Below are 13,316 nucleotides of genomic sequence, written 5' to 3' on the forward strand. Positions count from 1 at the left end.
TTTTTATAACGGTAGAGTGAATCTAGCTACTTTGCCTGAAGTATACCCAGAAAGGTCGACAGGTTCACTTGCAAATGTCATTGTAACCCCTTCCGGTGCGCCCAATATCACTTTAAATGGCGCTTTTCCGGTAAGTTCTACATCTTGTCCTGGCTTATGAGTACCACTTACCAGCGTTTTACCATTGGTGTCTTTTACTTGAATCCAACAGTCCGCTTTAAACTTCATAGTAAGAAGTGTCATGCCTTCAGGTACTACTGGCGCAGGCTGTTCCTCTTCCGCCGCTTCAATCACGGCAACAGGTTCTTCAGAATCTACGCTTGTTGTATTTTCAGTTTCAGTCAGCAAAGGATCCGCCCCTTGCTCAACGGATGCTTCAGTCGATTCAGCAACGCCTTCATTAGTTGAAGCAACTTCTTCAGGAGTGCTTGCGATTAACTCTTCAGCCGTCATCAAATCGATATCAGCTAATTCTTGAGCAGTGGGCTGCGGCGCTTCAACACTTGAATCCGTTACTTCCTTAGTTAGGCTATTCTCTTGTTGGTTTTGCCACCACCATGCCGCTGAAATGCCAATAATGACTAGCCCGATAACCCAAGTAAGGAGCATAATACGGCTATTGTGCTTCTCGTCTTTTGTTTTACGAGAGAAGCTTTGCATTTCAATTTCTTGCTCTTGAGGCTGAGCATCGGCAGTCTGCTCTAACGCCGTCAAAACCACCTTCTCATCAAGACCTACGAATTTAGCGTAAGAGCGTAAGTAACCACGCGTAAATGTCGCGACTTGTTGAGATTCAAATCGGTTATTTTCAATATCTTCAATCACAGAAATGCGAAGCCTCAGGCGGTCGGCAACTTGCTTTTGGCTCATTCCCAAGGATTCACGTTTGTTTTTCAGTAATGTGCCAGCTTCAATAGAGAGTGGCACTTCATTCGTATTTTCGTGTTCTGTCATAATGGCGGTATTTAATCTGTTTTAGTGGCTAACGTGGTCATGTATTTTCGTTATTGTTCTTAAGCCTCTTTAAAGATAGCTAGCCAAAACGCGTTAACCAAAAATAATAATTTTAAGAAACTCTCAGCGATCTGAGTGCGAATACCCGTTTTGCAAAAATCAGCAAAACGTATGTGAGAAAGTGCTGAGAATTATCGGTGTCATCGTTAGTGTTACATATCATGATAAGCGAATGCGCAACGAAGACAAAAACTCTTTACACTCAAACTAACAGATAGCTCAAGCTTTTGTCCAAACTTTGACAAAGGAATTCGAAATTATACCCAAATAACCTTAGGTTGAAGAGTGATAGTCCCAAATCTTGGCGAAAATGTCCTAAACAATAAACAAAATAGCCAGAGCGAATGGCTCTGGCTATTTTTGAATTCCGGTCGTTTATACAGCTTTCACTTCAATGGTATCGGCACCGCGTGACGCTTTCAGCATTGCCGTACGTTTAGTTCGGTCAATTACATCACCGACCAACTGACCACATGCGGCATCAATGTCATCACCACGTGTTTTACGAACCGTAACTGTGTGCTCGTATTGCATCAATGTTTTTTGGAAGCGATCAATACGTGAGTTACTTGGTTTCTTGTAAGGTGAACCTGGGTACGGGTTAAACGGAATCAAGTTAATCTTACATGGTGTGTCTTTCATCAATTCAGCCAGCTCGCGTGCATGGTCCATGTCATCGTTCACATGATCAAGCAACACGTACTCGACTGTTACCTTGCCACGGTTTGCATTCGATGAAGCAATGTAACGACGAACGGATGCTAGGAAATCTTGAATATCCCAACGATCGTTAATTGGCATGATTTCACTACGCAGCTTATCGTTTGGCGCATGAAGAGAGATCGCTAACGCAACGTCGATTTTGCCCGTCATCTGATCAAGACCAGAAACGACACCTGATGTTGATACGGTTACGCGACGCTTCGACAAACCAAAGCCAAGGTCATCCAGCATTAACTCCAATGCAGGAATCAAGTTCTTCATATTAAGAAGCGGCTCACCCATGCCCATCATCACGACGTTCGTAATTGGGCGACGGCCTGTTTCTTTCTCAAGACCAATTTCACGTGCAGCACGCCACACCTGACCGATGATCTCTGAAACTTTCAAGTTACGGTTAAAGCCCTGCTGTGCTGTTGAGCAGAACTTACATTCCAATGCACAACCTACTTGAGAAGATACACAAAGCGTTGCGCGATCATCTTCTGGAATGTAAACCGTTTCTACATCCTGATCACCAACCTTCATTGCCCACTTGATCGTGCCGTCTGAAGAATGCTGGGCTTCTGCTACAGTTGGTGCTTTAATTTCACACTTGTGTAAAAGCTTTTCGCGCAGCTTCTTGTTGATGTTTGTCATTTTTTCGAAGTCATCTACACCGAAATGGTAGATCCACTTCATAACCTGATCGGCACGAAACGCTTTCTCGCCAAGTTCTTCCGCGAAAAACTGACGCATGCCTTTGCGATCAAAGTCGAGTAGATTGATTTTTTCAGTGGTCATGTTGCCTCTCAATGACTGAAACAAGAATAAGGGCGCGAATTGTACAGCCTTTATTCAGCTACAACAAGGGGTGTAAGACCCTGAGTTTGCTAAGGCATTAAAATAAAAACGTTTAAATTTTAATCAGACTTTACGGTGAGAATAATGATTAGACAACCGACAGCAAAAGCGTAGAAGTGATACAGAGAAAACAGTGAGAACAAACACACTTAACTAAGCTTTCCCCCCTGTAAGATGCTCAAATTAGCCAACGTCTTCGCGAATAATTACGAATGAACTCGCCGGGGAAATGGAGAACGCGGAATAAAAAACCTCGGACAAATCCGAGGTTATTACGAACTAGATCATCACGCAAAAGTGATGCATGAACGAGTTAGCGAGAGAAAACTTCTGATTCAGGGAAGAAAAACTCAATTTCACGAGCGGCAGACTCAGGGCTATCGGAACCATGAACTGAATTGTGACGCATGCTGAGTGCGTAATCAGCACGCAAAGTGCCACATGCCGCGTCCTCTGGGTTGGTTTTACCCATTAGCTCGCGGTAACGTGCAATCGCATTTTCGCCTTCCAATACCTGAACCATAATAGGACCAGATGTCATGAACTCTTTTAGAGGAGGGAAAAACTCTTTACCTTCATGCTCTGCATAAAAGCCGCTTGCCTGATCTTCTGTCAGGTGAACCATTTTGGCAGCGATGATACGTAGGCCAGCCTTTTCAATACGATTGTAGATTTCACCAATTAGGTTTCGCTCTACAGCATCAGGCTTAATGATTGAAAATGTTCTTTCTAGAGCCATAAAATTTCCTTTCTGTACTTGTAATAATAGTTGTGCTTTTAAAGTGACTTACTGGGTAAGAGCAGCACTCAAACAAGAGAGTGCTGCAATCAATCTTATTTTCCAGCTTGCTCATTGAGGAAACGAGCAAGTGTACGAACACCCATCCCCGTTGCTCCCGCAGCCCATTTATCAGAAGCGGCTTTACGATACGTACCCGCACAGTCGAAATGTAACCAGCCTTTATTGTAGTCCTCAACGAAGTAAGACAAGAATGCAGCAGCAGTACTTGCACCTGGAGAATAATCACCAGAGCTGATATTCGATAAATCGGCAAAATTAGATGGCAACATTTCTCGATGGAAATCAGCAAGTGGTAGCGGCCACAAGCCTTCTTTTTCCTGGTTTGCCGCCGTGAGGGCTTGATGCGATAGCTCATCATCAAAGCTCATTAGCGCATGGTAATCGTTACCTAACGCATTCTTCGCTGCGCCTGTTAGCGTCGCGCAGTCAATAATTAACTCAGGCTTTTGCTCACTGGCGTAGATAAGACCGTCTGCAAGCACCAAGCGACCTTCCGCGTCGGTATTCATAATCTCAACGGTTTTGCCGTTTTTGTAAGTGATGATGTCGCCAAGCTTAAGGGCACGGCCAGAAACCATGTTCTCAGCACAACACAAGATCAGTTTTACGCGCTTGTTTAAACCGCGCAAGATAGCTAATCCTAGGCCACCAGTGATAGTACCCGAGCCACCCATATCTGCTTTCATTGCACTCATGAAGGTAGAAGGCTTCAAGCTGTAACCACCGGAATCAAAGGTGATGCCTTTACCCACAAGACATGCGAATACAGGTGCGTTTTCGTCACCAGTTGGGTTGTAGTCTAACTGAAGCATCGCAGAAGTACGCTCAGAACCACGGCCTACTGCGTAAATACCTTCCCAACCTTCTGCCAACAAGTCTTTGTCTTTGACGATACGTGCTGTCACAGTGCCTTTCGGCGCAACAGATTTAATGAATTCAGCAGCCATTGTCGCTAGCTGACGAGGAGCAACTTCTTCTGCCGTTTTGTTGATAATATCGCGGGTAAAATCAGTCGAAGTAATACGAGCTTGAAGCTCTGCTTGATCTTCATCAGACAATGCTGCCCACTCAACTGAGCCATGTTTTTTAGGGTTACGGAACCCTTGGTGGAAAGCCCATACGCTCTCTAGATCCCAGTTATCACCAGAAAGAAAAATAGAACGAATTCCTTGGCCATCTAGCTGACGAGCTGCACGTTGAATTGCGCCGAGATCATGACCTTCACCTAAGTGAATAGTTGCGCCGTTTTCAGCGAATGAAAGCAGTGCTTTTTCACCCCAATGTGGTGCTGCCGACTCTTGACTTAAAAATACAGACATCTGTGTAGACATGGTTTCTCCTTGTCTTATAGCAGCGTTGCCTACGCTGCTTCTTTTTAATAACTCACGGATGTTAGCATTATGTAGGGCAAAAATGTCAATTGGATAAAAAAACGGACCTAAAGGTCCGCTTTTTTTAGTAAGAATTGTTAACTAGGCTGTGTTTTACAGACTTAGTCCGCTTCGTCCATCCAGCACATGATAACGGCTTCTAGAATCTTTTCATTAGAACGGTTTGGCTCATCGTCAAACTCATCTAACTCCATGATCCATTGATGAAGATCGGTAAAACGCACTGTTTTAGGATCGACATCTGGAAACTTGTCACAAAGTTCAATCGCGATATCGCGAGAATCTGTCCATTTCATTGCTCATCTTCCTTTTGCTTCTTCCCTATATTGGGAAGATAGTTTTAGTGATCTTCTGAAGCGTGGTTTAGTGTGTATTTAGGAATTTCTACCACCAAGTCTTCATCAGCAATTCTCGCCTGACACCCTAGGCGTGACTCAGGCTCTAGACCCCACGCTTTATCTAGCATGTCGTCTTCTAGTTCTTCACTTTCTTCTAGTGAATCAAAACCTTCACGGATGATTACGTGGCAGGTAGTACACGCACATGACTTCTCACACGCATGTTCAATACCGATACCGTTTTTTAGCGCTACGTCTAGAACGGTGTCACCAGAGTTTGCTTCCAACACTGCACCTTCTGGGCACAAATCGTCGTGTGGTAATACAATAATCTTAGGCATAACTACTTATCTCTTATATATCGTCTACTGATTGACCTGACAACGCAGCTCGAATCGATTTATCCATACGGCGTGATGCGAAATCTTGGCTCGCTTTATCGGTATCTTTAATGCCTTGCTCTATCGCATCTGCATCATCACCATTACGCAGCTCAATCAAGGCTTCGATGGCTTTAATCAAGTTTTGTTTCTCTTGTTCTGATAGTAAGTCATCACCATCAGCTTGCATCGCTGCAATCAAACCTTCTATCACTCGGTCGGCTTCAACACGCTGCTCAGCTAAGGCACGAGCTTGCATGTCTTCTTTTGCGTGCGTCATTGAATCACGCAACATATCCGCCACTTCATTGTCACTTAAGCCGTAAGAAGGTTTTACTTGAATCTCTGATTGAACACCAGTGCTCTTCTCCATTGCCGTAACAGAAAGAAGGCCATCAGCGTCAACTTGGTAAGTCACGCGAATATGTGCCGCACCCGCTGCCATCGGAGGAATACCTTTTAACGAGAAGCGAGCAAGTGAACGACAGTCATCAACCATTTCACGTTCACCTTGTACCACATGAACACTCATCGCCGTTTGGCCATCTTTGAATGTGGTAAATTCTTGCGCACGCGCAACGGGAATCGTAGTGTTGCGGGGGATGATCTTCTCGACCAAACCACCCATGGTTTCAATACCGAGCGACAGTGGAATCACATCAAGAAGCAACATTTCAGAGTCAGGCTTGTTACCCGCGAGAATGTCTGCTTGGATACCCGCGCCGATTGCAACAACTTCATCAGGGTTAATGCTTGTCAGGGGTGTGCGACCAAAAAACTCGCCTACCATTTCACGAACCAGCAATGTACGGGTTGAGCCACCAACCATGACGACCTCGAGTACTTCATCTGCGTCGACATCCGCATCTTTTAATGCGCGACGACAAGACATCAGTGTTTTCTTCACTAGCGGACGAATCAGATCTTCGAACTGCTCGCGAGTCACGGTGCCTTTCCAACCAAAAACGTCAACGTCAACACTGTCTTGCTCAGAGAAAGCAATCTTAGCTTCAGTAGCAATGTTCAACAGTGTACGGTTCTTTTCTGCAGAAAGCGGCGCTTCTAGACCCGCTTGCTCCATTAAATAATCGGCAAATAAATGGTCGAAGTCGTCACCGCCTAATGCAGAGTCGCCACCTGTTGCTAATACTTCAAATACGCCTTTCGATAAACGTAGGATAGAGATATCAAAAGTACCGCCACCTAGATCGTAAACCGCAATCACACCTTCTTGACCTGAGTCTAGGCCATAAGCAATTGCCGCAGCGGTTGGTTCGTTAAGTAGACGGAGAACATGAAGACCAGCTAATTTCGCCGCATCTTTTGTACCTGCACGTTGCGCGTCATCAAAGTAAGCAGGAACGGTAATAACGACACCTGCTAACTCACCACCTAACGTATCTTCAGCTCGCTTACCCAATACTTTTAGGATGTCCGCAGATACTTCAATCGGGTTTTTGTCACCTTGAGGTGTTTGCAAAATTGGCAGGCCGTTTTCACTCTCTTTAAAACGATAAGGAAGTGAAGAGTAACGGGACTGAATGTCCTTTAATGAACGACCGATCAAACGTTTTACAGAGATAATCGTGTTCTCTGGTTCAAACTCTGCTTTGGCTTTGGCTTCGTGGCCGACCGTTAACGTTTCCTCAGCGTAATTAACGACTGAAGGTAAAATAGTACGGCCCTGCTCGTCCGCAAGTGGAGTTGCATCGCCGCTACGTACAGAAGCAACCAAAGAGTTGGTAGTACCTAAGTCGATACCCGCTGCTAACTTATGCTCATGAGGTGCCGAGCTTTGGCCCGGTTCTGCGATTTGAAGTAGTGCCATGATAGGTCCTTGTCACGCTTACTAGCCGAGGAGTTTGTCTTCGACTAGCTCAATTTCGTTCTTTAGTTTGGCAATGAATTTTAGCTTACGAACTCGGTCTGCGGCTTCAGCCCATAGACCATCATCAAGCTCTTGCTCGACGCTTGCCAGATGCTGTTTGTACATTTTGCTGACCTTAGAGTCGAAGTCAAAAAGCGCCGATTCAGGATCGGACTTGTCAGCAATCTCTTCCAGTTCTTCGCGCAGTTCCATTTGCTCCATTAAGAACATCGGATCTTGCATTGTTTGCTGTTCACCTCGGATCTCAACACCTTGCTCTGCGAGGATATACTCGGCGCGAGAAATAGGATTTTTCAGAACTTGATAGGCATCGTTGATTTGCGCCGCCTTTTGCACCGCCATCAAACGGTCACGTTCTGAGCCCGTTGCAAAGTTATCCGGGTGGAAGCGTTTTTGTAGTTCTCGGAACTGAGAAGAAAGAAGGCTACCATCCAGCTTAAACTGACTTGGTAGCCCAAATAATTCAAAGTGATTCATTAAGTTCGGGTCCTAGTAAAGCCTTCCGGACTCGTTTGCCCAGAAGGACAATCAATTAGACGTTGAAGCTTTCACCACAACCACATTCACTTTTCGCGTTAGGGTTGTTGAATTCAAAACCTTCATTCAACCCTTCTTTCACGTAATCCAATTCAGTACCATCTAGGTACACTAAGCTCTTTTGATCGATGATAATTTTCACTCCAGAGAGTTCAAATACTTCGTCTTCTTCATTGAGCTCATCAACAAACTCAAGTACGTATGCCATGCCGGAACAGCCAGTCGTCTTCACTCCAAGACGTAAACCGATACCTTTGCCTCGGTTATCTAGGAATGCTCTTACGCGACTTGCCGCTGATTCTGTCATTGTGATGGCCATACTGCACCTTAGTCTGTCTAAATTTCGATTGGAATGGGAGCGTCAAAGCTCCCATTATATTACGGAATAATTATTCTTGGTGTTTTTTCTTGTAGTCAGCAACCGCTGCTTTGATTGCATCTTCAGCAAGAATAGAACAGTGAACTTTCACTGGTGGAAGCTCTAGCTCTTCAGCAATCTCAGAGTTTTTAATTGCTGCCGCTTCATCAACTGACTTACCTTTTACCCACTCAGTTACTAGTGAGCTTGATGCGATTGCACTACCACAACCGTATGTTTTGAACTTCGCATCTTCGATGATACCTTCAGGTGTCACTTTGATTTGAAGCTTCATTACGTCACCACACGCAGGAGCGCCAACCATGCCGCTACCTACTGATGGATCTTCTTTATCGAATGAACCAACGTTACGTGGGTTCTCGTAGTGATCAATTACTTTTTCGCTGTATGCCATGATAAATTACCTCGAATCCTCTATTTCAATCCCTGAGATTAATGGTGAGCCCATTCAACAGTGCTCAAATCAATCCCTTCTTTGTACATATCCCATAGAGGAGACATGTCGCGTAGCTTAGTCACTGCAACGCGGATTTGTTCAATTGCGTAATCAATTTCTTCTTCAGTCGTGAAACGACCAAACGAGAAACGAACCGAGCTGTGAGCCAATTCGTCATCCATGCCTAGGGCACGAAGAACGTAAGAAGGCTCAAGGCTTGCAGACGTACAAGCACTACCAGAAGATACCGCTAGATCTTTAAGCGACATTAGTAGAGATTCACCTTCTACGAATGCGAAACTGATGTTTAGGTTGTGTGGTACACGCTGCTCAAAGTCACCGTTTACCGTCACTGCTTCTAAGTCTTTCACGCCATCAAAAAGACGGTTACGAAGCGCTAAAGCATGATCGTAATCTTTTTGCATGTCTTCTTTTGCAATGCGGAATGCTTCACCCATACCTACGATTTGGTGAGTAGGAAGTGTACCAGAGCGGAAACCACGCTCATGACCGCCACCGTGCATTTGCGCTTCAAGACGAATACGAGGCTTACGACGTACGTAAAGTGCACCGATACCTTTAGGGCCGTATACTTTGTGAGCAGAAAGTGAAATTAGATCAACTTTCATCTCTTGAACGTCGATTGGTAATTTACCTGCAGATTGCGCAGCGTCCACGTGGAAAACAATTTTACGCTCACGGCACAGTTCGCCGATCGCTGTAATGTCTTGAACCACACCAATCTCGTTGTTTACATGCATAATAGACACAAGCACGGTGTCATCACGCATGGCTGCTCTAAGCTTCTCTAGATCGATCAAGCCATTTGATTCTGGCTCAAGGTAAGTCACTTCAAAGCCTTCACGCTCAAGTTGACGACATGGGTCAAGAACGGCTTTGTGCTCTGTTTTACAAGTGATTACGTGCTTGCCTTTCTTCGAGTAAAAGTGCGCTGCACCTTTAATCGCAAGGTTGTCTGATTCTGTCGCACCAGATGTAAATACGATTTCGCGAGGATCTGCATTTAGAAGGTCAGCAATTTGCTCACGAGCAGTATCGACCGCTTCTTCTGCCTGCCAGCCGTAACGGTGCGAACGTGACGCTGGGTTGCCAAATGTGCCATCCATTGTCATGTACTGAACCATTTTTTCAGCAACACGTGGATCAACTGGACATGTAGCGGAATAATCAAGATAAATCGGCAGTTTCATTCTCTACTCCAATGTAAAAAGCTGACCGCTAAGAGCGGACGTTTACACCGATGGGCGCGGCGGTTGTATTTTTGTTTGATAGCCCATGGGTTACCGCCAGATCAATGTCCTGACGATCAGAAATTTCGAGTACTTCATTGTCTGTCATCAACTCACCAAGAGTGATGTTATTCAAAAAGTCACTAATGCGAGAGCTTAGGTCACGCCACAGCGTGTGAGTAAGGCAACGTGTTCCACCTTGGCAATCTCCTTTACCTTGGCATTTGGTTGCATCTACTGACTCATCAACGGCAGCAATCACGGTACCAATAGCGATACTGTGAGCGTCGGCACCAAGTCGGTAACCACCACCAGGACCACGAACGCTGGCAACGAGACCTGCTTTACGCAATTTTGAAAATAGCTGCTCTAAGTAAGAGAGCGAGATCCCTTGACGCTCTGAAATATCAGCCAGAGGTACAGGGTTTTGTTGCGAATGCAGTGCCACATCCAGCATGGCTGTCACCGCATATCTTCCTTTAGATGTAAGTTTCATACCACACCGTATCCACATGGTTTGTAATGGTTAAGATTTTTCCATACCTGAGTAATTTGGTCAAGTATTTATTTGACCATTTTACTCAGGTATTCATCCTCACACCTAAAGTGGTTATTATTCACTCAGAACTTCTTTTCTATCGAAGTCAAAACGCCTCGTAGAATATTAAGTTCTTGGGTTTCTGGTCGAGCACGAGAGAACAAACGGCGCAACTTATTCATCACCTGTCCAGGTTGCTCTTTGTTAATAAACTGGGTCTCAACCATCACCTTTTCAAGATGCTCGAAGAACATTTCGAGTTCTCGATGACGCGGGTATTCTTCCGATTCATTTGGGGAAAACTGGCTTTGCTCTAAGTTCAAGTGTGCAACTCGCACTTCGTAACTGAGAGTTTGTACAGCCATCGCTAGGTTAAGCGAGCTGTACTCAGGATTAGCGGGAATACAAACATGGTAGTGGCACTTTTGTAGCTCTTCGTTTGTCAAACCAGTTCTTTCTCGGCCAAACACGAGCGCAACCGGATGCTTTCGGCCTTCAACTGCAAATTTCTCACCGCATTCACGTGGCTCGAGCATTGGCCATTCTAATGTACGAGAGCGGGCGCTAGAACCCACAACAAGGCCACAATCTTCAACAGCTTCTTCTAATGTGCCGACAATCTTTGCATTTTGAGCAATATCACCAGCACCCGCAGCTAAAGCAAGAGTTTGTTCATCCACTTCACATTGTGGATCGACTAATACTAGTTGGTTTAAACCCATCACTTTCATTGCTCGAGCTGCTGAGCCAATATTGCCTGAATGAGAGGTACCTACGAGTACAATTTTTACTTGATCCAACATCTGTGTTTGCTACCTAAATTAAAACCGCAGAATGTTATCATAGTTTTTTAAGACACCCTAGAGGCAAGCAGACCTCTCTTCTCATTCTTGGTTATTGTTCTCGTCCGCAGTATGATCTGTACACTCAGTCGGCCGCAATTAGAGTAAAAAATAAACACTTCCCTTTTTGATTATCTCTGGTATACTCGCCGCCGCTTTCATTTGTTCTTTAACATCCGTTGGGAAATTCGTATGCATCCAATGCTAAACATTGCTATTCGCGCTGCGCGAAAGGCAGGCAATCATATTGCTAAATCATTAGAAAACACTGATAAAGTAGAATCTACTCTTAAAGGCACTAATGACTTTGTCACTAACGTAGACAAAGAAGCAGAATACATCATCATCGATACTATCAAGCAGTCTTACCCTGAGCACTGTATCGTTGCTGAAGAACAAGGTCTTATCGAAGGTAAAGATAAAGACGTACAATGGATCATCGACCCACTGGATGGCACCACTAACTTTGTAAAAGGTTACCCAACTTTCGCGGTTTCTATCGCTGTTCGTATTAAGGGCAAAACTGAAGTTGCTTGTGTTTACGATCCAATGCAAAACGAGCTATTCACTGCACAACGCGGTGCCGGCGCTCAACTAAACAGTGCACGTATTCGTGTTGCTCAACTAAAAGACCTTCAAGGTACTGTTCTAGCAACAGGCTTCCCATTCAAGCAGAAACAACACGCTGAGTCTTACATCAAGATCGTTGGTGCGCTATTCACTGAATGTGCTGATTTCCGTCGTAGCGGCTCTGCTGCTCTTGACCTTTGTTACGTGGCTGCTGGCCGTGTTGATGGTTACTTCGAGCTAGGCCTAAAACCTTGGGATATGGCAGCAGGTGAGCTTATTGCTCGTGAAGCTGGCGCAATCCTAACAGACTTTGCTGGCGGCACTGACTACATGAAGTCTGGTAACATCGTTGCTTCAAGCGCTCGTGGCGTAAAATCTATCCTTAAGCACATCCGCGAAAACGGTAACAGCGCGATCCTTAAGTAAGATTTGAAAGTCATATATAGCCCGTCACGCTGATGACTTTAGAAAGCCCCGCTCATTGAGCGGGGCTTTTTTATTTCGAACAATCAGCCTGTTTGTAGAAACGGTCGTAGTCAGATAAGTGGTCTATTTTTACGTGCTTAACCTTCCATATTTGTTCCTTCATTAAAAACTGCAGCGAAACCGTGACTGGCTGGTATACATCACCAAAGCCGTTTACAGAAAGACATCCAACTCCTCCATCCTCACTGTACTCTTCAAAGTAAGACAGCTCTGTAACCAAACTTGATGGGATAGATGATAAAAATGGAAATTGATGACCAAATTTTATTGGGTGAGACTTAATACTGTTCAGCTCTTCAATCGATAGATTTGGTCCTGCCATAGCTTCTACCACCTCTATATACTGCATCTTGTATAAATTATTACGTATATCAAGGTAAGTATCGTGGAGTGGACTTGCGATGCAGGGCGTTGAAACACTTAGTAAAACCGGAATAGGTAGAATTCTATTTAGCATAACCAACTAAACCCCAGCTTCACGGAGCGCTTGATCAATTTTACTCGGCTTAAATCTGTACTTACAAAGCCCCCACTCGCACTGCTCTAAAAGCTCACGGACATTTACCTGCCCAGTAACTCCAAAGGAAACAACACCAAAAAGAGAAACACTCCCACTGTATGTCAAAACACCATCACGAGTAGTTTTAAAAGTAACAGAAACGGCTTTTAATTTTATGCCCAGCTCTTCAACCATTTCTTTTGAAACTTCAAACTTAGTAAATCCAAGCTCACCAGATAAAGTTACTTTACCTGACTCATCAACTGCTAACTTGAACCTTTTCCCTCCAGTAACTAGCTTGGTGGTAACACCTTTATTGTGCTTGTAAGAAATCTCTACAAACTTCAGTAACTGTACTTTTATTTCAGCTTGCCTTGACATTATTTCCTCCCGAAATTGTTGA

The 13,316-nt window shown here is 44.6% G+C and carries 16 protein-coding genes; 1 reads left to right on the forward strand and 15 read right to left on the reverse strand.

Features of this window, described 5'->3' with window-relative positions; genetic code table 11:
* Positions 1-3 precede the first annotated feature (3 nt).
* From rodZ to trmJ, 13 genes are all read right to left on the reverse strand, one after another.
* On the reverse strand, positions 4-954 hold the full coding sequence (gene rodZ, locus R7E47_RS14090; RefSeq protein WP_005381700.1) for a cytoskeleton protein RodZ: 951 nt from the start codon (positions 952-954) through the stop codon (positions 4-6).
* Positions 955-1,389: 435 nt separating this feature from the next.
* On the reverse strand, positions 1,390-2,517 hold the full coding sequence (locus R7E47_RS14095) for a bifunctional tRNA (adenosine(37)-C2)-methyltransferase TrmG/ribosomal RNA large subunit methyltransferase RlmN (RefSeq protein ID WP_017633913.1): 1,128 nt from the start codon (positions 2,515-2,517) through the stop codon (positions 1,390-1,392).
* A gap of 373 nt (positions 2,518-2,890) precedes the next feature.
* Positions 2,891-3,316, reverse strand: coding sequence for a nucleoside-diphosphate kinase (gene ndk / locus R7E47_RS14100; RefSeq protein WP_005381702.1), 426 nt, complete (start codon positions 3,314-3,316; stop codon positions 2,891-2,893).
* A 95-nt stretch (positions 3,317-3,411) separates the two neighbouring features.
* On the reverse strand, positions 3,412-4,710 hold the full coding sequence (gene pepB, locus R7E47_RS14105) for an aminopeptidase PepB (RefSeq protein WP_213874915.1): 1,299 nt from the start codon (positions 4,708-4,710) through the stop codon (positions 3,412-3,414).
* A gap of 161 nt (positions 4,711-4,871) precedes the next feature.
* Positions 4,872-5,066: a Fe-S cluster assembly protein IscX gene (iscX, locus tag R7E47_RS14110; RefSeq protein WP_005381711.1), complete on the reverse strand. Its 195-nt coding sequence runs from the start codon at positions 5,064-5,066 to the stop codon at positions 4,872-4,874.
* Between the two features lie 44 nt (positions 5,067-5,110).
* Complete coding sequence (gene fdx / locus R7E47_RS14115) at positions 5,111-5,449, reverse strand: ISC system 2Fe-2S type ferredoxin (RefSeq protein WP_005381713.1); 339 nt, start codon at positions 5,447-5,449, stop codon at positions 5,111-5,113.
* A gap of 13 nt (positions 5,450-5,462) precedes the next feature.
* Positions 5,463-7,316, reverse strand: coding sequence for a Fe-S protein assembly chaperone HscA (gene hscA, locus R7E47_RS14120; protein WP_017820567.1), 1,854 nt, complete (start codon positions 7,314-7,316; stop codon positions 5,463-5,465).
* A 21-nt stretch (positions 7,317-7,337) separates the two neighbouring features.
* Positions 7,338-7,853 (reverse strand): co-chaperone HscB, encoded by a 516-nt coding sequence (gene hscB, locus R7E47_RS14125; protein WP_033905803.1) that lies wholly within the window; start codon positions 7,851-7,853, stop codon positions 7,338-7,340.
* Positions 7,854-7,908: 55 nt separating this feature from the next.
* The gene (iscA, locus tag R7E47_RS14130) at positions 7,909-8,232 is read right to left on the reverse strand and encodes an iron-sulfur cluster assembly protein IscA (RefSeq protein WP_005381717.1); all 324 of its coding nucleotides are present in this window, start codon (positions 8,230-8,232) and stop codon (positions 7,909-7,911) included.
* A 70-nt stretch (positions 8,233-8,302) separates the two neighbouring features.
* A complete protein-coding gene (gene iscU, locus R7E47_RS14135; RefSeq protein WP_005381718.1) occupies positions 8,303-8,686 on the reverse strand; it encodes a Fe-S cluster assembly scaffold IscU in 384 nt (127 codons plus the stop codon).
* A gap of 38 nt (positions 8,687-8,724) precedes the next feature.
* Positions 8,725-9,939 carry an IscS subfamily cysteine desulfurase gene (locus R7E47_RS14140; protein WP_005381719.1) on the reverse strand — a complete coding sequence of 405 codons (1,215 nt, stop codon included), beginning with the start codon at positions 9,937-9,939 and terminating at the stop codon, positions 8,725-8,727.
* A gap of 28 nt (positions 9,940-9,967) precedes the next feature.
* Complete coding sequence (gene iscR / locus R7E47_RS14145; RefSeq protein WP_005381720.1) at positions 9,968-10,474, reverse strand: Fe-S cluster assembly transcriptional regulator IscR; 507 nt, start codon at positions 10,472-10,474, stop codon at positions 9,968-9,970.
* A gap of 125 nt (positions 10,475-10,599) precedes the next feature.
* The gene (trmJ, locus tag R7E47_RS14150; protein ID WP_005383693.1) at positions 10,600-11,319 is read right to left on the reverse strand and encodes a tRNA (cytosine(32)/uridine(32)-2'-O)-methyltransferase TrmJ; all 720 of its coding nucleotides are present in this window, start codon (positions 11,317-11,319) and stop codon (positions 10,600-10,602) included.
* 231 nt (positions 11,320-11,550) lie between these two features.
* Between trmJ and suhB the strand changes: the two genes are divergently transcribed.
* Complete coding sequence (gene suhB / locus R7E47_RS14155; RefSeq protein ID WP_005381722.1) at positions 11,551-12,354, forward strand: inositol-1-monophosphatase; 804 nt, start codon at positions 11,551-11,553, stop codon at positions 12,352-12,354.
* A gap of 70 nt (positions 12,355-12,424) precedes the next feature.
* On the opposite strand, the gene R7E47_RS14160 is transcribed toward suhB, so the two are convergent.
* Together R7E47_RS14160 and R7E47_RS14165 are read right to left on the reverse strand one after the other, a co-directional pair.
* On the reverse strand, positions 12,425-12,736 hold the full coding sequence (locus R7E47_RS14160) for a hypothetical protein (protein WP_017633920.1): 312 nt from the start codon (positions 12,734-12,736) through the stop codon (positions 12,425-12,427).
* Positions 12,737-12,877: 141 nt separating this feature from the next.
* A complete protein-coding gene (locus tag R7E47_RS14165) occupies positions 12,878-13,294 on the reverse strand; it encodes a hypothetical protein (RefSeq protein ID WP_017633921.1) in 417 nt (138 codons plus the stop codon).
* Positions 13,295-13,316: the final 22 nt, after the last annotated feature.

Origin of the sequence: Vibrio sp. Vb1026, assembly GCF_033338745.1 — a bacterium.
In the GTDB taxonomy this organism is placed as follows: Bacteria; Pseudomonadota; Gammaproteobacteria; order Enterobacterales; family Vibrionaceae; genus Vibrio; species Vibrio alginolyticus.

What these genes read in the sequence shown, in the direction of transcription:
- iscX (WP_005381711.1), bottom strand. Translation starts at nt 5,066, where the DNA reads ATGAAATGGACAGATTCTCGCGATATCGCGATTGAACTTTGTGACAAG.
- iscU (WP_005381718.1), bottom strand. Translation starts at nt 8,686, where the DNA reads ATGGCATACAGCGAAAAAGTAATTGATCACTACGAGAACCCACGTAAC.
- iscA (WP_005381717.1), bottom strand. Translation starts at nt 8,232, where the DNA reads ATGGCCATCACAATGACAGAATCAGCGGCAAGTCGCGTAAGAGCATTC.
- iscR (WP_005381720.1), bottom strand. Translation starts at nt 10,474, where the DNA reads ATGAAACTTACATCTAAAGGAAGATATGCGGTGACAGCCATGCTGGAT.
- rodZ (WP_005381700.1), bottom strand. Translation starts at nt 954, where the DNA reads ATGACAGAACACGAAAATACGAATGAAGTGCCACTCTCTATTGAAGCT.
- pepB (WP_213874915.1), bottom strand. Translation starts at nt 4,710, where the DNA reads ATGTCTACACAGATGTCTGTATTTTTAAGTCAAGAGTCGGCAGCACCA.
- R7E47_RS14165 (WP_017633921.1), bottom strand. Translation starts at nt 13,294, where the DNA reads ATGTCAAGGCAAGCTGAAATAAAAGTACAGTTACTGAAGTTTGTAGAG.
- fdx (WP_005381713.1), bottom strand. Translation starts at nt 5,449, where the DNA reads ATGCCTAAGATTATTGTATTACCACACGACGATTTGTGCCCAGAAGGT.
- suhB (WP_005381722.1), top strand. Translation starts at nt 11,551, where the DNA reads ATGCATCCAATGCTAAACATTGCTATTCGCGCTGCGCGAAAGGCAGGC.
- R7E47_RS14140 (WP_005381719.1), bottom strand. Translation starts at nt 9,939, where the DNA reads ATGAAACTGCCGATTTATCTTGATTATTCCGCTACATGTCCAGTTGAT.
- ndk (WP_005381702.1), bottom strand. Translation starts at nt 3,316, where the DNA reads ATGGCTCTAGAAAGAACATTTTCAATCATTAAGCCTGATGCTGTAGAG.
- trmJ (WP_005383693.1), bottom strand. Translation starts at nt 11,319, where the DNA reads ATGTTGGATCAAGTAAAAATTGTACTCGTAGGTACCTCTCATTCAGGC.
- R7E47_RS14160 (WP_017633920.1), bottom strand. Translation starts at nt 12,736, where the DNA reads ATGGCAGGACCAAATCTATCGATTGAAGAGCTGAACAGTATTAAGTCT.
- R7E47_RS14095 (WP_017633913.1), bottom strand. Translation starts at nt 2,517, where the DNA reads ATGACCACTGAAAAAATCAATCTACTCGACTTTGATCGCAAAGGCATG.
- hscA (WP_017820567.1), bottom strand. Translation starts at nt 7,316, where the DNA reads ATGGCACTACTTCAAATCGCAGAACCGGGCCAAAGCTCGGCACCTCAT.
- hscB (WP_033905803.1), bottom strand. Translation starts at nt 7,853, where the DNA reads ATGAATCACTTTGAATTATTTGGGCTACCAAGTCAGTTTAAGCTGGAT.